This is a genomic window from Leifsonia sp. KNZ13-11D, from assembly GCF_056754895.1.
In genome coordinates, this window is the sequence record NZ_JBPGWU010000001.1 from 2769723 (window position 1) to 2786444 (window position 16722).

Annotated in this window: 19 protein-coding genes; 6 read left to right on the forward strand and 13 right to left on the reverse strand. The window is 71.6% G+C overall.

The window, feature by feature from the left end; all coding sequences use genetic code 11:
• Positions 1-173: 173 nt before the first annotated feature.
• Genes rplT through infC form a run of 3 tightly spaced genes read right to left on the reverse strand, consistent with a single transcriptional unit; the run spans position 174 to position 1451 of the window.
• Complete coding sequence (gene rplT / locus ACR9Y5_RS13725) at positions 174-566, reverse strand: 50S ribosomal protein L20 (protein ID WP_309857432.1); 393 nt, start codon at positions 564-566, stop codon at positions 174-176.
• Between the two features lie 34 nt (positions 567-600).
• Entirely contained in the window at positions 601-795 is a 195-nt protein-coding gene (rpmI, locus tag ACR9Y5_RS13730; RefSeq protein ID WP_310127992.1) for a 50S ribosomal protein L35, read from the reverse strand.
• Entirely contained in the window at positions 795-1451 is a 657-nt protein-coding gene (gene infC / locus ACR9Y5_RS13735; protein WP_440742835.1) for a translation initiation factor IF-3, read from the reverse strand. The genes rpmI and infC overlap by 1 nt, the downstream gene beginning before the upstream one ends.
• Positions 1452-1729: 278 nt before the next feature.
• Here infC and ACR9Y5_RS13740 point away from each other — a divergent pair, with 278 nt between their 5' ends.
• Both ACR9Y5_RS13740 and ACR9Y5_RS13745 read left to right on the forward strand, forming a co-directional pair.
• Positions 1730-2104 carry a DUF1844 domain-containing protein gene (locus ACR9Y5_RS13740; RefSeq protein ID WP_481298462.1) on the forward strand — a complete coding sequence of 125 codons (375 nt, stop codon included), beginning with the start codon at positions 1730-1732 and terminating at the stop codon, positions 2102-2104.
• Between the two features lie 2 nt (positions 2105-2106).
• Complete coding sequence (locus ACR9Y5_RS13745; RefSeq protein WP_481298463.1) at positions 2107-3903, forward strand: gamma-glutamyltransferase family protein; 1797 nt, start codon at positions 2107-2109, stop codon at positions 3901-3903.
• A 28-nt stretch (positions 3904-3931) separates the two neighbouring features.
• Here the strand turns inward: ACR9Y5_RS13745 and ACR9Y5_RS13750 are convergent, their stop codons facing one another.
• The 3 genes from ACR9Y5_RS13750 to ACR9Y5_RS13760 all read right to left on the reverse strand — a co-directional run bounded on the left by ACR9Y5_RS13750 (position 3932) and on the right by ACR9Y5_RS13760 (position 7962).
• The gene (locus ACR9Y5_RS13750; protein ID WP_481298464.1) at positions 3932-5311 is read right to left on the reverse strand and encodes a pyridoxal phosphate-dependent decarboxylase family protein; all 1380 of its coding nucleotides are present in this window, start codon (positions 5309-5311) and stop codon (positions 3932-3934) included.
• Positions 5312-5376: 65 nt separating this feature from the next.
• The gene (locus ACR9Y5_RS13755) at positions 5377-6807 is read right to left on the reverse strand and encodes an amidase (RefSeq protein ID WP_481298465.1); all 1431 of its coding nucleotides are present in this window, start codon (positions 6805-6807) and stop codon (positions 5377-5379) included.
• A 9-nt stretch (positions 6808-6816) separates the two neighbouring features.
• Positions 6817-7962 carry an alpha/beta hydrolase family protein gene (locus tag ACR9Y5_RS13760; RefSeq protein ID WP_481298466.1) on the reverse strand — a complete coding sequence of 382 codons (1146 nt, stop codon included), beginning with the start codon at positions 7960-7962 and terminating at the stop codon, positions 6817-6819.
• A gap of 406 nt (positions 7963-8368) precedes the next feature.
• Between ACR9Y5_RS13760 and ACR9Y5_RS13765 the strand changes: the two genes are divergently transcribed.
• The gene (locus ACR9Y5_RS13765; RefSeq protein WP_481298467.1) at positions 8369-8704 is read left to right on the forward strand and encodes a DMT family transporter; all 336 of its coding nucleotides are present in this window, start codon (positions 8369-8371) and stop codon (positions 8702-8704) included.
• A gap of 7 nt (positions 8705-8711) precedes the next feature.
• On the opposite strand, the gene ACR9Y5_RS13770 is transcribed toward ACR9Y5_RS13765, so the two are convergent.
• From ACR9Y5_RS13770 to ACR9Y5_RS13790, 5 genes are read right to left on the reverse strand one after another with little or no spacing between them, the layout of a single operon-like run.
• Complete coding sequence (locus ACR9Y5_RS13770) at positions 8712-8942, reverse strand: hypothetical protein (RefSeq protein ID WP_481298468.1); 231 nt, start codon at positions 8940-8942, stop codon at positions 8712-8714.
• Positions 8942-9502 (reverse strand): DUF2781 domain-containing protein, encoded by a 561-nt coding sequence (locus ACR9Y5_RS13775; RefSeq protein WP_481298469.1) that lies wholly within the window; start codon positions 9500-9502, stop codon positions 8942-8944. Before ACR9Y5_RS13775 ends, ACR9Y5_RS13770 begins: the two co-directional genes overlap by 1 nt.
• A 27-nt stretch (positions 9503-9529) precedes the next feature.
• Complete coding sequence (locus ACR9Y5_RS13780) at positions 9530-10108, reverse strand: N-acetyltransferase family protein (RefSeq protein ID WP_481298470.1); 579 nt, start codon at positions 10106-10108, stop codon at positions 9530-9532.
• A gap of 49 nt (positions 10109-10157) precedes the next feature.
• Complete coding sequence (locus tag ACR9Y5_RS13785) at positions 10158-10850, reverse strand: uracil-DNA glycosylase (protein ID WP_481298471.1); 693 nt, start codon at positions 10848-10850, stop codon at positions 10158-10160.
• Between the two features lie 7 nt (positions 10851-10857).
• Positions 10858-11379, reverse strand: a complete 522-nt coding sequence (locus tag ACR9Y5_RS13790) for a phosphoribosyltransferase (RefSeq protein ID WP_481298472.1) — start codon at positions 11377-11379, stop codon at positions 10858-10860.
• A gap of 42 nt (positions 11380-11421) precedes the next feature.
• Between ACR9Y5_RS13790 and ACR9Y5_RS13795 the strand changes: the two genes are divergently transcribed.
• On the forward strand, positions 11422-12882 hold the full coding sequence (locus tag ACR9Y5_RS13795; protein WP_481298473.1) for an MFS transporter: 1461 nt from the start codon (positions 11422-11424) through the stop codon (positions 12880-12882).
• A gap of 2 nt (positions 12883-12884) precedes the next feature.
• Positions 12885-13676, forward strand: a complete 792-nt coding sequence (locus tag ACR9Y5_RS13800) for a nucleotidyltransferase domain-containing protein (RefSeq protein WP_481298474.1) — start codon at positions 12885-12887, stop codon at positions 13674-13676.
• Positions 13677-13688: 12 nt separating this feature from the next.
• On the opposite strand, the gene ACR9Y5_RS13805 is transcribed toward ACR9Y5_RS13800, so the two are convergent.
• Positions 13689-14459, reverse strand: coding sequence for a potassium channel family protein (locus tag ACR9Y5_RS13805; protein ID WP_481298475.1), 771 nt, complete (start codon positions 14457-14459; stop codon positions 13689-13691).
• Positions 14460-14469: 10 nt separating this feature from the next.
• The gene (locus ACR9Y5_RS13810) at positions 14470-15243 is read right to left on the reverse strand and encodes an SDR family oxidoreductase (RefSeq protein WP_481298476.1); all 774 of its coding nucleotides are present in this window, start codon (positions 15241-15243) and stop codon (positions 14470-14472) included.
• A 140-nt stretch (positions 15244-15383) separates the two neighbouring features.
• Here ACR9Y5_RS13810 and ACR9Y5_RS13815 point away from each other — a divergent pair, with 140 nt between their 5' ends.
• Entirely contained in the window at positions 15384-16706 is a 1323-nt protein-coding gene (locus ACR9Y5_RS13815; protein WP_481298477.1) for a bifunctional o-acetylhomoserine/o-acetylserine sulfhydrylase, read from the forward strand.
• Positions 16707-16722: the final 16 nt, after the last annotated feature.

A 16722-nucleotide genomic window follows, 5' to 3' on the forward strand; every position in this document is an offset into this window, starting at 1 on the left:
TCGTGTTAAGGGAAAGCGGATGGAGGCTGAACGATGAGGACGCTCGGACGAGCGACACTGACCACGGCACGGCCGACCACGGCACGGGCGACCACGGCGCCGACGACTGAGCCCCGGAACACGGAACGGCCCGGTCGTCTGCTGTCGACCGGGCCGTTCTGCGTGGCTGGGTGTTACGCCGCGGCGTCCGCCTTCGGGGCCGACGTGTCGGCCGGGAGCGCCTTCTTGGCGGTCTCGACGAGCGCCGCGAAGGTCGCGGGCTCGGTCACGGCCAGGTCGGCGAGGATGCGACGGTCCACCTCGACGCCCGCCAGGCCCAGGCCCTGGATGAAGCGGTTGTAGGTGAGGCCGTTGGCACGGGAGGCCGCGTTGATCCGCTGGATCCACAGACGACGGAAGTCGCCCTTGCGCTTGCGACGGTCGTTGTAGGAGTAGACCAGGGAGTGGGTGACCTGCTCCTTGGCCTTGCGGTAGAGGCGCGACCGCTGCCCGCGGTAGCCCTCGGCGCGCTCGAGGATGACCCGACGCTTCTTGTGGGCGTTGACGGCCCTCTTCACTCTTGCCATTAGTCGATTTCCTTCTTGGGTGCGTGTCGAGTCGTTACTTGCCGAGCATCCGGCGGATGACCTTGGCGTCCACCTCGGGGACGACCTGGTCCTGGTTCAGCCGGCGGGTGCGACGGCTGGACTTGAGCTCCAGGTTGTGGCGCATACCGGACTGCTGCTTCATGACCTTGCCGCTGCCGGTGATCTTGAAGCGCTTCTTGGCGCCGGAGTGGGTCTTCTGCTTGGGCATTACTTCTCCTCGTTCGTCGCCTGGGCGGGCGAACTCTCATCGGACTGAGCAGCATCGGCTGCGTCAGCAACCGCATCCTGGTCGCGCCCCTGGGCGCGGGCCTTCGTTGCGGCACGTTGTGCGTTTGCCTCGGCCTTGGCCTCGGACTTGTTCTTCAGCGGGCTGATGATCATCACCATGTTGCGCCCGTCGATCGTGGGGTTGGACTCCACGGTGCCGAGCTCGGCGACGTCCTCCGCGAAGCGCTGGAGGAGGCGGACGCCCTGCTCCGGACGCGACTGCTCGCGGCCGCGGAAGAGGATCATCGCCTTCACCTTGTCGCCGGACTTCAGGAAGCCTTCGGCGCGCTTGCGCTTGGTCTCGTAGTCGTGCTTGTCGATCTTGAGGCGGAACCGCACCTCTTTGAGGATCGTGTTCGCCTGGTTGCGCCGGGCCTCCTTAGCCTTCTGCGCAGCCTCGTACTTGAACTTGCCGTAGTCCATGATCTTGGCGACCGGCGGCTTGGAGTTGGGCGCGACTTCGACCAGGTCGAGGTCGGCCTCCTGCGCGAGTCGCAGCGCGACCTCGATCTTGACGACACCGACCTGCTCTCCGCTGGGGCCGACGAGTCGAACTTCGGGGACGCGGATACGGTCATTCGTACGGGGATCGCTGATGTCTGTCTCCTCTGATCAAGCGATGGTTCTCGGCCACGGCCCGTCGGTGACGGTCCGGCGAAAGAGGAGGTTCCACGCACCAGCACGCCCGCGATCCGGATCTCGTGAGATCGCATCGCAGGCTGGTACAGCACCCTGACTACCCCCGCGTTCACACGCGATGGCGGAGTGCAACGACCCGGTAACCTGTAAAACGGTCAAGCGCGGGTGGGAGGAATCTCCACTTTCGTACCGGGACAGATGTCCCGGAGCCCGAACGATTCTAACAGAGGAAAGCAGTGAGCGACACATCCTTCACCTTCGACGACTCCGGCAGCGACCAGGATGGCGTCGCCGAGGCCACCCGCGACATCGCGGAGGTGCCCGCCGTCGAGGTGATCACCACCACCGCCGTGCACCTGATGAGCGCGGCCGCCGTGAAGTGCGGCCTGGCCGACGACCCGGAGCACCAGACCGACCTGGATGAGGCGCGCAAGCTCATCGACGCCCTCGCCGGCCTCGTGACGGCGAGCGCGCAGCACGTCGGCGACCAGCACGCGCGCAGCCTGCGCGACGGCCTGCGGTCGCTGCAGCTGGCCTTCCGCGAGGCGTCCGCGATCCCCGACGAGATCGGCAAGGGCCCGGGCGAGAAGTACACGGGGCCCGTCAGCTGACCATGGCCTTCACCGCGCCTTCCGCCTTCACCACCCGTCCCACCCTGCAGGGCCGGTTCGGGATGTCCGCCTCGACGCACTGGCTGGCGACGGGGGCCGCCCAGGCGGTGCTGGAGCGCGGCGGGAACGCGTTCGACGCCGCGACGGCGGGCGCATTCGTGCTGCACGTGGTCGAGCCGCACCTCAACGGTCCCGGCGGCGACCTGGTCGCCCTGTTCGCCACCGCCGCGGACCCGGCCCCGACGGTCCTCTCCGGTCAGGGGCCGGCGCCCGCGGGCGCCACACGCGAGCACTATCTCGCGGAGGGCCTGGAGCTCGTCCCGGGATCGGGCGCCCTCGCGGCGGCGGTGCCGGGCGCGGTGGATGCCTGGCTGCTGCTGCTGAAGGACCACGGCACCTGGGAGCTCGCCGACGTGCTGGCGTTCGCCATCGAGTACGCCGAGCAGGGCCATCCGGTGCTGGAGCGGGTATGCGCGACCATCCGAACGGTCGCCCCGCTGTTCACGGAGCACTGGCCGACCTCCAGCGAGCGCTGGATGCCGGGCGGCCGCATCCCGGAACCCGGCGAGCTGGTCGTCGCCCCGGCGTACGCGCGGGTGCTGCGCGGACTGATCGCCGCGGGCTCTGCGCAGGGCAGCCGCGAGGGCCGCATCGAGGCGGCGCGCACGGAGTGGGCGACCGGCACGGTCGCCCAGGCGGCGGCGGCCTTCGCCCGGACGCCGCACCGGCACTCCGACGGAGCCGACCACGCCGGTGTCATCGCCGAGTCCGACTTCGCCGCCTACCGGGCGCACTACGAGGATGCGGTCACGCTCGACTTCCGGGGCGCGACCATCGCCAAGACCGGCGCCTGGGGCCAGGGGCCCGCGCTGCTGGCGACCCTCGCCATCCTGGACGGCTTCGACGACGACCGCCTCGACCCGTCGACGGAGATCGGCGCGCACACCATCCTGGAGGCCCAGAAGCTCGCCTACGCGGATCGGGACGCCTACTTCGGCGACGACCGGGTGCCCGTCGAGACGCTGCTCTCCCCCGGCTACGCCGCAGAGCGCCGCGCGCTGATCGGAGAGACCGCGTCGGCCGAGTTCCGTCCGGGTCGTGTCCGGGGCGTCGAGCCGTTCCGGCCGCCGCTGCGCACCGAGTACACGCCGCCGAGCGGCGTCGCGAGCGAGGGCGTCGGCGAACCGACGGTGTCGCGCACCGGCGAGACGCGCGGCGACACGTGCCACATCGACGTCGTGGACCGGTGGGGCAACATCGTCTCGGCCACGCCGTCCGGCGGCTGGCTGCAGTCGTCGCCGACCATCCCGGAGCTCGGCTTCTGCCTGGGCACGCGCCTGCAGATGACCTGGCTGGAGGAGGGCTCCGCCGCCACGCTCGAGCCCGGCAAGCGCCCCCGCACGACGCTGACGCCCACGCTGGTGCTGCGCGACGGCGTCCCGGTGACGGCGCTCGGCTCACCGGGCGGCGACCAGCAGGACCAGTGGCAGCTCCTCTACCTGCTGCGCACCCTGGTCGGCGGCTACACCCCGCAGCAGGCGATCGACGCGCCGGCGCTGCACACCACGTCGCTCGCCGAGTCGTTCTGGCCGCGCACCTGGGTGCCCGCGGGCGCCGTGGTGGAGTCGCGGCTCGGCGACGAGGTGATCGCGGGCCTGGAGGCACGCGGCCATCGGGTCACGCGTGCGGGCGACTGGACGCTGGGGCGGCTCTCGTCGGTCGGGCGCGACCCCGCGACCGGGCTTCTGAGCGCGGCCGCGAACCCGCGCGGGATGCAGGGCTACGCGGCGGGACGCTGACGCGGGAGGGCGTGGCGGCGTCCGGCGCTCAGACGGTCGCCTCGACCGCACGGCGGACGGCCGCCACCGTCCGCCCGGCCTCCGCCGCATCCGTCAGCCAGTTGCTCACCGAGAAGCGCAGCACCGCCCGGCCATGCCATACGGACGGGGAGGCGAGGGCGTCTCCGCCGGCGCGCAGGGCGTCGCCGACGGCCCGCGTCCGCTCGTCGGTGCCGAAGGCCGCGCACACCTGCGTGTAGACCACGTCGTTGAGCACCTGCGCGCCCGGGATGTCGCGGATGCCGTCCGCGATCACGGTCGCCGCGTCCGCGAGTCCCTGCACCAGCTCGGCCACGCCCTGCCGGCCGAGCTGCGCCAGCGTGGCGTAGACCGGGACGCCGCGCGCCCGGCGGGAGAGCTCGAGAACACGATCGGCCGGATCCGCCACGTCGGAGGACGAGGCGAGGTAGGCCGCGTGCTGGGCGACGGACCGGTGGAGCGCGTCCGGCTGGGCGACGGCGGCGATGCCGCAGTCGTACGGGACGTTGAGGGTCTTGTGCGCATCGGTCGCCCACGAGTCCGCCGCCTCCATCCCCTCGGTCAGCGCGGCGAGACCCGGCGCGGCGGCCGCCCACAGCCCGAACGCCCCGTCGACGTGCGCCCAGGCGCCCGCCTCGTGCGCGATCGCGATCAGCTCGCCGAGCGGGTCGAACGCGCCCGAGTGGACGTTGCCCGCCTGCAGGCAGACGATGGCCGGCCCGCTGCCGTCGGCGAGCGCGGCCCGCAGCGCCTCCGGCCGCATCCGCCCCTGATCGTCCGCCTCGACGACCCGTCCTCGGCCGAGTCCCGCCACCAGTCCGGAGCTGTCGATCGACCCGTGCCGCTCCGCCCCGACGAGGAAACGGATGCGGGGCCCTCCGGCGATGCCGTGCCCGGCGGCATCCCATCCGGCCCGGCGCAGCACCTCGTCGCGCGCCGCGACCAGGCCGACGAGGCTCGCGACGGTCGCACCGGTCACGAAGCCGACCTCGGCGGTCGCCGGCAGCCCGAGTAGGTCGAGCAGCCAGCCGGCGGCGAGTTCCTCGGCGGCGACGACGCCCGGCGTGACGACGCGGAGGCCGGTGTTCTGGTCCCAGGCGCTGACCAGCCAGTCCGCTCCGAGCGCGACCGGCTCGACGCCGCCCATGACCCACCCGTGGAAGCGCGGCGAGCCGATGCGCATGAGGCCGGGCTCGATCGCCACCGCCATCCGGCGCAGCACCTCCGGGGCGGACGGCCCCCGCTCGGGCAGGTCACGCCCGAGCGCATCCTTCACCGCGTCGATGTCCACGGTCGGAGGGATGGAGCCGTCGCGCGTGCCGTCGAGCCAGCGCCCGGCGATGCCGACGACCTCGTCGAGCGCAGGATGCACGTCCTCCCGTTCACTCACACGGGCATGCTAGCGGCGGTCGCCCCGCCCGTCAGTGCGTCGTTTCACGGCTCTCGGGCGCCGCCTCACCAGGTCGGCGGACGCCGGTCCTGCCAGCGGATGCGCCGCTCGAGCTGCGTCGCGAGCGATAGCAGCGTCCGCTCCCCGCCCGGGCGCCCGATCAGCTGGACGCCCATCGGGAGGCCGTCGGCCGTCTGCGACACCGGCAGGACGATCGCGGGGAGACCGGTCACGTTGAGCATGGACGTGAACGGCGTGTACTGCACCTGCTGCGCGAAGTTGCGCTCGCCGTCCTCCTGGTCGTACCAGCCGAGGGGCCGCGGTGTGAGGGCCATCGCGGGGGTCAGGACCGCGTCGAACGACGAGAGCTGCCGGATGAACGAGCGCTCGTAGGCGGTCAGCGCCGCCAGCGCCTCGCTGAGCTCGCGGGCGCTCAGCGCACGCCCGCGCTCCACCAGCCACGCGGTCAGCGGCTCGAGCAGGTCGAGCACCTCGCCCTCGGCCGGTACGCGTGCGGCGCCCGCCTGCCAGATCGTGCGGAATGCGGGGGCGTAGGTGTCGTCGGGTTCGAGCGCGGTCTCCTCCATGCCGTGGCCGAGCGCGCTGAGCGCATCCACGGCGGTGGCCAACGCCTCCGCCGCCTCGGGCGCGATGGTGATGTCGTAGGCGCCGTCCCAGGCGGACGTGGTCATCACGCCGAGCTGGAACCGGCCCTCACCCCGGACCGCCGTGCCGAGGAAGGGACCGTCGTCGTCGTACGGGGCGCGCAGCGTGTAGTGGTGGTCGATGGCGCCGTCGGACCGTTTGGCGATCATGCCGTCGAGGAGGAGCGCGGCGTCCGTGACCGTGCGGGCCAGCGGGCCGTCGACCACCAGGCCCGCGAGCGACGGGATGCCGCTTCCGGCGGGGACCAGGCCCCGCGACGGCTTCAGCCCCACCAGACCGCAGGCGGCGGCCGGGATGCGGATGGACCCGCCGCCGTCGGAGCCGGGGGCGAACGGCAGCATCCCGGACGCGACGGCGACCGCGGCGCCTCCGCTCGACCCTCCGGCCCCGAGCTCCGGGTTCCACGGATTGCGGGCGGGCGGCGCGGCGAGCGACTCGGTGTACGCCGGGAGGCCGAACTCGGGGGCGTTCGTCTTGCCGAGGCTGACGGCGCCGGCCGCATCCAGCGTCTCGACGATCTCATCGCTCGTGTCGGGCACGAAGCCGGCCATGGACCGCGAGCCGAAGCCGGCCGGGACGCCCGCGCGCATCCACAGGTCCTTGTCGCCCGAGGGCAGCCCCCAGAGCGGTGCGGTCCGCGGCACGGCGTCGGCGACATGGTCTGCACGCTTCAGCGCGGCCTCGCGGGTGACGGTGACGAACGCTCCGAGGCCAGGGTTGAGCCGCTCGATGCGGTCCAGGTAGTGGGATGCCGAGTCCCGGGGCGACACCCGTCCCGACTGCAGTTCCTGCCAGAGTTCGAGCGCCGTGAGCTCGTGAAGGTCGGCCATGGGGCCAGGCTAGCCGAGGTCGCGGTCGTCGTTGAGGAAGTCGATCACCGCCCGGTTGAAGGCGGCCGGGTCGACGTTGTACTCCCACGAGTGCTCCGCCGGCGACAGCTCGACCAGGCGCACCAGCGTCGGATTCGCCATCGCGAACAGCATCGACGAGGAGAGGGGAACCGTCCGATCGCCGTCCGAATGGATCACCAGCGTCGGCACGGTGAGCCGCCCCGGGCGTGACCAGTCGAGCCGATCGAAGTCGATCGGCTCGCGGAGCCCGAGTCGCGCGCTGCGCCGCGGATGGGCCAGCATCCGGATGGCCAGGCCGCCCGTCCATCCCGGGAGCCCCCGCTCAGCCGCCGCCGCACGGACGAGAGCGCGGCCGTCGGTCACCGGACCGATGAGCACGAGCCGGTGCAGGGAGTGCCGGTGCGCGCTCCGTTCGGCGAGCTGCAGTGCGATCCCTCCTCCGAGGGACCAGCCCACCAGCACAACGCGCTCTGCGCCTTGCCGGACGGCGAACGTCACGGCGGCGTCGACGTCCTCCCATTCGCGCAGGCCCAGGCTCGACCCGCCTCCCCTTGCCGCGGGCCCCTCGCCGTCGCCGCGGTAGCTGACGACGAGGGAGGTCATGCCGAGCGCCTCGACCACGGGCACGCCGCGGAGGGCGGTGACGCGGTCGCTCCCCCCGCCGTGGATGTGCACGGCCCAGGTGACGGGACGCGCGGGCGCCTCCGGCTCCACGACCCACGCGGGGTTCGGGCCGCCGGGTCCGTCGATCCGCACCTCCCGGAACGGGCGCAGGAGCGCGGCCGGGTCCGGATGGAGGTGCGCGGTCCACCAGCCGCGCCGCGCGGAGGAGAGGTTGCCCCTCACCTGCAGCACCTCGCGGGTGACCGTCGCCGCTCTCGGATCGTGCTCGAGAACATGGCCGATCACCGCGTGGCCGCTCTGTGCGAACCGGAGCCCGAACTGGCCGCGGTGCAGCGTCCACCGGTCGGCGTCGATGGTGACGCTGGTGCTGCTGCTGTGGTGGATGCGGACCGGAGGGCGCCGTGGCGGCCGGAGTACCGCCCGTGCCAGACGCCGCACGCGTAGCCGCACGACGCAGCCTGCGGCGACGGCGCAGGCCACCGCCGCGCTGACCAGGAACATCCACCCCATGCCTGTAGGACGCGACGAGCTGCACATCCATGACGCCGGCCCTGCGGCATTGCCGACATATCCGGGCGGGGATCACCCTGTGGACCGGGGTGCGGGTGCGTGGCCGGCATGGACGTGGCCGGGACCTGCACGGTCCCGGCCACGGTTTGATGCCATCGGCCTCACTCGCCCGGAACGGTGTCCGCTCCGTTCGACGATGTCGGTGCCCTCAGGCTACGACGGCCGGGCGACCGGCAGCCGAACCCCCGGTGAACTCATAGCCACCTGCTAACGCTCCCCGACCCGGACGACCCCGCTGGCCGGCATCGAGGGGGCGCAACACGCCGTTTCGCCCGCCCGATAACGGCGTGTTGCGCCCCTTCGATGCTGCTCAGACGGCCTGCGAGGCAGGCGCTAGCGTGGGGGCGTGCTGGGTTATCTGTTCCTCGGGGTCGCGATCGCGACCGAAGTGGTCGCCACGACGTTCCTGAAGTTCACCGCCGGCGAGAACCCCAAGTGGTGGGCGTTCGTCATCGTGGTGGTCGGCTACGTCGCGTCGTTCTTCGCCTTGTCGCTCGCGCTGGGCCGGGGTGTGCCGCTCGGGGTCGCCTACGCGATCTGGTCGGCGGTCGGCGTCGCCGCGATCGCCCTGATCTCGTGGGTGTTCTTCAAGGAGTCGCTCACCTGGGTGCAGATCGCCGGGCTCGTCCTGGTGATCGGCGGCGTCGGCCTGCTCGAGCTGGGCGCGAAGCACCCGGCCTAGCGGTCGGTCAGGCGGACCCGACGAACGCGGCGAGCGCCTCGTCCAGCGTGCGCGCCGGTGCGATGTACTCGTAGACCGCGCCCTCGCCCGTCGGCACGTACTCCCCTTCGCTGGTCACGGTCACCGCGCCGAGCAGGCGCCCGCGGCTGAGCTCCGCGTCCTCGTCCGGGTAGGAGTGGTCGTACACGTCGTAGCGGTCGCCGTCCTCGTAGACGGTCAGGTCTTCCAGCAGCGGCATCAGAACCTCCTCGTGAACGGCAACGGCTTCCGCATCCGGATGAGCAGCAGGAGCGGGACGAGCACGTACGGCCCGTTGTAGAGCAGGAACACGACCGGGTTGGGCGTGCGCTCGCCGACCGGGCCGAAGAACTCCACGCCGAAGATCGGGATGGCCGTGAGGCTGATGATCATGGTCGCGTAGATCACGGCGAACAGCTGGATCCAGTTGTAGCCCTTCACCAGGCAGACGATCAGCAGCACGTAGAACGGCAGATAGACGAAGGCGCTCGTTCCGGTGATGAAGCGCAGCCACAGCGGCTCGTGCATGTACAGCGGGTCGTACTGGGACGAGTACGTGTAATTCCACTGCGCCAGGATGTTCGTCGTCGTCGCGGTCTGCGGGATACCGAGCGTCGGGATGGCGTCGCTGATGATGCACGTCACGATGAACAGCGAGAACATCACGATGAAGAAGATGTCGATCGGGCGCTTCCGCAGCGGCAGGTTCGCGGGGGCCGCCGGCGCGACGGCGGCCTGACCGGTGGATGCGGCGCCCGTATCGGGATTCACGGTGGTCACGAGGGCGAGCCTAGCGGTGCCGAAGCGTTACTTGAGCGACTTCTGCATCAGCACGGTGCCCAGCCAGCGGTCGAACTTGTACCCGACGCGGCCCATCCGGCCGATCTCGGTGAAGCCGAAGTTCTCGTGCATCCGGATGGACGCCTCCGCCCCCTTGTCGGCGATGACCGCGATGATCTCCTTCAGCCCGGCCGCCTTCGACCGGTCGATCAGCTCCTGCATCAGCACCGGCCCGAGGCCTTTGCCCGTCGACGCCGCACCGAGGTAGATCGAGTTCTCGACCGTGAACCGGTAGGCCCGCTTCTGCTTCCACGGCTGCACCAGCGCGTAGCCGAGGATCTGCCCGCTCGGCGACTCGGCGACGATGAACGGCATCCCGAGCTTCGAGAGGTACGCGTACTTGCTCTTCCACTCGCGCAGCGTCATCGCATCCTCGTCGAAGGTCACGGTGCTGTTGGCGACGTAGTGGTTGTAGATCTCGCGCACGTACGGCAGGTCCTCCGGCCGTGCCTCGCGGATCGAGTACTCGAAGGGAGCCTCGGTCGGCACCGGCTTGCGCAGGTGGCGCGGCAGCACCCGCCGCTCTTCGTATTCCTCTTCCAGCACAGCATCAAGGGTACGTCGCCCGTGTTGCCACGACGTTACGACTGCAGCGTCACGGATGCAGCGTCCAGTCCACCGGCTTCTCGCCGGCCTGCTCCAGGAGCGCGTTCGCGCGCGAGAACGGCCGCGACCCGAAGAACCCGCGCGAGGCGGAGAGCGGGCTCGGGTGCGGCGACTCGATCACCGGGTTGCCGTCGAGCAGCGGCTTCAGGGTGCCGGCGTCCCGTCCCCAGAGGATGGACACGAACGGCCGGCCGCGCGCGACCAGCGAGCGGATGGCGTGCTCGGTCACCGGCTCCCAGCCCTTCCCGCGGTGCGAGGCCGGCTCGCCCGGGCGCACGGTGAGCACGCGGTTGAGCAGCATCACCCCGTTGTCGGCCCAGGCGCTCAGGTCGCCGTGCGGCGGCGGCGTCACGCCCAGGTCGTCGCGCAGCTCGCGGTAGATGTTCTGCAGGCTCTTCGGCAGCGGGCGCACATGGCGCTCGACCGCGAACGACAGCCCGATGGGATGCCCGGGGGTCGGATACGGGTCCTGACCCACGATCAGCACCCGGACGTCCCCCAGCGGTGCGCGGAACGCCCGCAGCACGGCGTCGCCCGCCGGCAGGTAGTGCCGCCCGGCGGCGACCTCGGCGCGGAGGAAGTCGCCCATGTCGGCGATGCGGTCGGCCACCGGCTCCAGCGCCCGGGCCCAGCCGGGATCGATCGAGCCGTCGGCCGCGAGCTCGGTCAGCGTCTTCGCCACGGCCGGATCAGTGGGTCGCGGCGGTCACCGGCGGCAGGGCCGACCATGGGAAGGTGATCCAGCGGTCGGTGCGGCGCCAGACGAAGTCCGGCTCGAGCACGGTACGCGGCTTCGAGTACAGGCAGACCGTCCGCACCTCGGCGCCCGAGGCGGCCATCAGGTCGACGACCATCGCGAGGGTGCGGCCCGAATCGGACACGTCGTCGACGAGCAGCACCCGCTTCGCCTCCAGGGCTGCCGCGTCGAGCATCGGCGGGAGGACGACGGGCTCCGGGAGACGCGTGTCCACCCCGGTGTAGAACTCGACGTTGAGCGCTCCGCAGGCCTTGATGCCGAGCGCGTAGGAGACGGCTCCGGCGAGCAGCAGGCCGCCGCGGGCGATGGCGACCACCATGTCCGGCTCGTACCCGGACTCGACCACCTCACCGGCCAGGTGACGGGCCGCTTCGCCGAACTCCAGCCAGCCGAGGACCTCCCGTTCCGTCTCTTCGAGGACGTCTGCTCCGGAATCGTCGAGTTCGCTGGCCATTGGTCTACCGTACCGGGGCGGCCCGGGTGTTAGCATCCGCGCATGACCTCGGAGAAGACGTCGACCCGGCGCCGGGCGACCGTCGCGATCGGCACCACGGCGGCCCTCATCGGATGGCTGGCCCTCGTGGAGCTGACGAGCGGCATCCTTCAGGGGTACTACGTGCCGCTGATCTCCGACATCGTCCGCCATCTGGGCATCCACGACGCCGACTACAACTGGTTCGAGGCGGCCCAGCTGCTGGTCTCCGCGCTGGTCGTGCCGGTGCTCGCCAAGCTCGGCGACATGTTCGGGCACAAGCGCATCCTGCTCGTCGCCACCGCCCTCACCGCGCTGGCGACCTGGGCGCTGGCGTTCTCCGGCGACTTCGTGAGCTACCTGCTCGCGTTCGCGCTGCAGGGCTTCTACGTGGTCTGGCTGCCGCTGGAGGTGGCGCTGATCTTCGACCGCGGACGGCGGAGCGGGACCGCGGCGTCCCGGACCCGGCGCGCTGCGGGGCTGCTCGTCGTCGCGCTGGAGGCCGGGGCGATCCTCGGAGCGGTCGGAGCGGGCCTGCTGTTCGAGGTGCTCGGCGGGAACGTCGCACTCACCCTCATGGTGCCTGCGGTCGCCGTGACGCTCGTCTTCTTCGCCATCCTCTTCGGCGTTCCCGAGTCGGAGCCCGTGGCCGGGCGCACGCTCGACGGCGTGGGCTTCACCCTCCTGGCCCTCGGGCTGCTGCTCATCACGTCGGGGCTCACGTTCCTCCGCCTCGACGGCGTCGGCACGTGGTGGGTCTGGGCGCTCATCCTGCTCGGTGTGCTGACGTTCGTCCCGTTCGGCCGGTGGGAGCTGCGGCAGGCCGACCCCGCGATCGACCTGCGGGTGCTGCGCCAGCCGGCGATGTGGCCGGTCCAGCTGACCGCGGGCCTGATCGGGATCAGCCTGCTCGGCGCGCAGGCGCCGCTCAGCACGTATGCGGGCACCGACCCGGCGAACGGCTACGGTCTCGGCCTCTCGGCCGGGCAGCGCAGCATCCTGATCGGCGCGTATCTGATCTCGATGATCGTCGGCGCGCTGCTGTTCCCGCTGGTGTCGTCGTGGCTGACGCCGCGCGTGACGCTGATCGGCGCGTCCTTCCTCGTCGCGATCGGGTACCTCCTGTTCCTGCCGTTCCACCTGCAGACCTGGGAGGTGTTCGTCAACATGGCGATCGCGGGCCTCGGCTCCGGCGCCCTCGTCGGCGCCCTCCCCGCCGCCGCGGCCGCCGCAGCGCCGCGCGGGCAGACCGGCGTCGCCACGGCGCTGACGAACACCACGAAGACCATCGGCGGATCGTTCGCCTCGGCGGTGTTCGGCGTGGTGCTGCTGACCGGCGCCGCGACGGTGACCGCCACCGCCGCCAGCCTGTTCGGCTACATGCTCGTCTGGACCATCTGCGGCCTGGGCGCGCTCGTCGCCGCCGTCCTCCTCTTCTTCGTCCCGCGCCTCGCCTTCGCCGACGCCGAACCCCCCTTGGAGTAGCCATGTCCGACCAGCTCCCATCCGCCGTCGCCGAGGCCCTCACCCGGTTCCTCCTCGAGCAGCGCCGGGTGGCGCCCGGGCTGGTCAGCCGCGCGATCGTCACCGGTTCCGCGGTGGCCGGGGACTGGCATCCCGGCGTGAGCGACATCGACGTGGTCTTCGTCGTGACCCGCGACCCCGTCGACGACCTGCCGGCCCTCGCCGAGCTGCACGCCGCCTCCGAGCCGCACATCGACGGCGTGTACCTCACCGAGTCCGAGCTCTCGCGGGGCCCGGATGTGGTCACGACGGCGCCGCAGGTCGTGGAGGGCGTGCTGGTGTCGGAGCTGCCGGGGGCGCAGCTGAGCTGGATCACCTGGCGGGAGCTGGAGTCCGGCGTGCAGGGGGTCGTCGACGGCGGGGACGTGATCTGGTCGCCGACCGCCGACCGTCACCCGCAGGCGGCCGACGGCGTCGTGGCGTTCTCGCGCGACAACCTGCTCGACTACTGGCAGCGCATCGGCGACGGCTTCGAGGACGAGCTCGCCGACCGTCCGGACGACGGTCCGGTGCGCGCCGAGACCGTGCGCTGGGTGGCCCTCGGCCCGATCCGGCTCGTCGCGACCATCGAGACGGGCGACGTGCTGTCGAAGACGGCCGCCGCCGCATACGCCGCCGAGCGCTGGCCCGAGCACGCCGAGCTGCTGGAGCGGGTGGTGCGCGACCGCGCGGGCGAGCGGCAGGAGTTCACCTCCGCCGACGGCAGGGAGGCGCTCGCCCTGCTGCGCAAGTGCGTCGCGGTGGCCGACGGCTGACCGCGGGACGGGTCAGCCCGGGGCGCCGCTCTCCTCGCTGCGCTCCGCCCCCCGCTCGTCGGGAGCCTCGTGCACCCGCCGCGGCTCGCGCGCCTCGCGCACCTCGCGCGCGTCGCGCACATCCTGCTCGTGCTGCTCGTGATGCCGCAGGTGCTGGGTGCGGTCGTTCAAGTAGCTCACGATGGTCGCGCTCGAGGTTCCGACGATCGCGATCCCGCCGATCATCAGGATGACGGCGAGGATGCGCCCGGGGATCGTCACCGGGTAGTAATCGCCGTAGCCGACCGTCGCCATGGTCACGCACGCCCACCAGACCGCGTCGCCGAAGCTGCGGATGTTGGACCCCGTGGCGTACCGCTCCACCCGGAACTCGGCGAGGGCGATGACGTAGATGAACATGATCACCGCGCTGCCGGCGATGATGACCACCCGGCGCCGGAGGTGCGAGGCCGTGTTGCCCCGCAGCGCGCGGATGTGCCGCAGCCCGGTCAGGAGCCGGAACGGCCGGGCCAGCGGGAGGAAGACGCTCAGGAGGTCGATCAGCGAGTGACGGACGAAGTCGCCCTTGTGCTCGGCGAGCACCAGGCGGACCGCGTAGTCGAGCAGGAAGAACGCCCACACCGCCAGCAGCACCACCAGGAGGCCGATGCGCAGCGCCTGCGGCGGGTGCTCGTCGAGGATGCTCCACGAGTACGCGACGAGGAACGCGGCCGACGCCACCAGCGCCGGCCAGGCGGTCGCCCGCTCCCAGCGCTCGCGCTTCGCGTCGTCGGGGATCCTCATCGCTTCCCCCTCAGCCGCGGACCGCGAGCTCGCCCTTGTGCAGGCGATACGGCGCCGCCTGGGCGACCGGCTTCACCACGATCAGGTCGAGATCCACGTGACCGGGCAGGGTCAGAGCGTGCACGATGGTCCCCGCCACGTCCTCGGCCGACAGCGGCTCCGGCACATCCTCGTACACGGCGTCACGGCGCGCCTTGTCGCCGCCGAACCGCACCAGCGAGAACTCCTCCGTCGCGACCATTCCGGGCGCCACCTCGACCACCCGGATGGGCTCGCCGTTCAGCTCCAGCCGCAGCACCTGGGTGAGGGCGTGCTCGGCGAACTTCGCGGCGTTGTAGCCGCCGCCGCCCGCGTAGGCGGTGAGCCCCGCGATGGAGGTGACGACCGCGATGTCGGCGTGGCCGGACGCCGTCGCACCCTGCCGCAGCAGCGGAAGCAGCGCGGAGATCACCCGCTTGGTGCCGATCACGTTGATCTCGTACATCCACACCCAGTCGTCGACGCTCGACGCCTCGACCGAGTCCAGGCCGTGCGCGCCGCCCGCGTTGTTGACCAGCGCGTGCAGCGGCCCGGACGACGCCAGGTGGTCGCGGAGCGCATCCACGTCGCCCTGCTTGGTCAGGTCGGCGACGACGTAGGCGGCTCCGGTCTCCTCGGCGAGCGCGCGCAGCCGGTCCTCCCGGCGCGCCACGGCGACCACGTCCCATCCCTCGGCGCGGAAGGCGCGGACCGTCGCCGCACCGATACCCGAACTCGCTCCCGTCACGACCACACGTCTGCTCATGCCCTCATTGTTACGGGTTACGGCGTGTTTCGGATACGTTGCCCGGCTCCCCCGGCGCGTCTAGCCTGCTGACAACGGCGGTGGCCGACCGCTCGCAGACCCTGCGCTCCATGCGCCCCCAGACCCGAAGGAGAGACGCCATGACCGACGCCGCCGACTGGCAGTTCGAAACCAAGCAGATCCACGCCGGAGCCGCGCCCGACCCCGTGACCAACGCGCGCGCCACGCCGATCTACCAGACCACCTCGTACGTGTTCAACAACGCCCAGCACGCCAAGAACCTGTTCGCGCTGGCCGAGTTCGGCAACATCTACACGCGCATCCAGAACCCGACGCAGGCCGTGGTCGAGGAGCGCGTCGCCGCGCTCGAGGGCGGCACCGGCGCCCTGCTGGTCGCGTCGGGCCAGGCGGCCGAGACGTTCGCGGTGCTGAACATCGCGCAGGCGGGCGACCACATCGTCTCGTCGAGCTCGATCTACGGCGGCACCTACAACCTCTTCAAGTACACGCTCGCGAAGCTCGGCATCGAGACCACGTTCGTCGAGAACCAGGACGACGCCGACGAGTGGCGCCGCGCGGTCCGCCCGAACACCAAGCTGTTCTTCGCGGAGACCATCGGCAACCCGAAGATCAACATCCTCGACATCGAGCTCGTCGCGGGTGTCGCGCACGAGGCCGGCGTTCCCCTGATCGTCGACAACACGATCGCGACGCCGTACCTGATCCGCCCGTTCGAGTCCGGCGCGGACATCGTCGTCCACTCGGCGACCAAGTTCCTCGGCGGCCACGGCACCGTCATCGGCGGAGTGATCGTCGACGGCGGAAAGTTCGAGTGGTCCAAGAACGTCGAGAAGTTCCCCGGGCTCACCGAGCCCGACCCGTCGTACCACGGCGCGAGCTACACTGCCGCGGTCGGCGACGGGCTCGCCTACATCATCAAGGCGCGCGTGCAGCTGCTCCGCGACCTCGGCGCGGCCATCGCCCCGGCGAGCGCCTGGCAGCTCATCCAGGGCATCGAGACCCTCTCGCTCCGCGTCGAGCGCCACACGCAGAACGCGCAGGAGATCGCGGAGTTCCTCGAGGCGCACCCGGACGTCGCCTCGGTGAACTACTCGGGCCTGCCGACCAGCCCCTGGTACGCGGCGGCCAACAAGTACGCCCCCAAGGGCGTCGGCGCCGTGCTGTCCTTCGAGCTCAAGGGCGGGGTGGATGCGGGCGCAGCGCTCGTCGACAACCTCTCGCTGTTCAGCCACCTGGCCAACATCGGCGATGTCCGCAGCCTCGTCATCCACCCGGCGTCGACCACGCACTCGCAGCTGACCCCGGAGCAGCAGCTCACCGCGGGCGTCACCCCCGGCCTCGTGCGCCTCTCCGTGGGCCTGGAGAACGTGGACGACCTCAAGGCCGACCTCTCGGCCGGCCTCGCCGCCGCCCGCTCCGTCGCCGAGGCCGCCCGCGCCTGACCCCTCACCCGCTCGG

Coding starts and splice junctions, on each gene's coding strand:
- rplT (WP_309857432.1), bottom strand. CDS start 566: ATGGCAAGAGTGAAGAGGGCCGTCAACGCCCACAAGAAGCGTCGGGTC.
- rpmI (WP_310127992.1), bottom strand. CDS start 795: ATGCCCAAGCAGAAGACCCACTCCGGCGCCAAGAAGCGCTTCAAGATC.
- ACR9Y5_RS13745 (WP_481298463.1), top strand. CDS start 2,107: ATGGCCTTCACCGCGCCTTCCGCCTTCACCACCCGTCCCACCCTGCAG.
- ACR9Y5_RS13755 (WP_481298465.1), bottom strand. CDS start 6,807: ATGGCCGACCTTCACGAGCTCACGGCGCTCGAACTCTGGCAGGAACTG.
- ACR9Y5_RS13760 (WP_481298466.1), bottom strand. CDS start 7,962: ATGGGGTGGATGTTCCTGGTCAGCGCGGCGGTGGCCTGCGCCGTCGCC.
- ACR9Y5_RS13770 (WP_481298468.1), bottom strand. CDS start 8,942: ATGCCGCTGCTGGAAGACCTGACCGTCTACGAGGACGGCGACCGCTAC.
- ACR9Y5_RS13790 (WP_481298472.1), bottom strand. CDS start 11,379: ATGGCCAGCGAACTCGACGATTCCGGAGCAGACGTCCTCGAAGAGACG.
- ACR9Y5_RS13795 (WP_481298473.1), top strand. CDS start 11,422: ATGACCTCGGAGAAGACGTCGACCCGGCGCCGGGCGACCGTCGCGATC.
- ACR9Y5_RS13800 (WP_481298474.1), top strand. CDS start 12,885: ATGTCCGACCAGCTCCCATCCGCCGTCGCCGAGGCCCTCACCCGGTTC.
- ACR9Y5_RS13805 (WP_481298475.1), bottom strand. CDS start 14,459: ATGAGGATCCCCGACGACGCGAAGCGCGAGCGCTGGGAGCGGGCGACC.
- ACR9Y5_RS13810 (WP_481298476.1), bottom strand. CDS start 15,243: ATGAGCAGACGTGTGGTCGTGACGGGAGCGAGTTCGGGTATCGGTGCG.
- ACR9Y5_RS13815 (WP_481298477.1), top strand. CDS start 15,384: ATGACCGACGCCGCCGACTGGCAGTTCGAAACCAAGCAGATCCACGCC.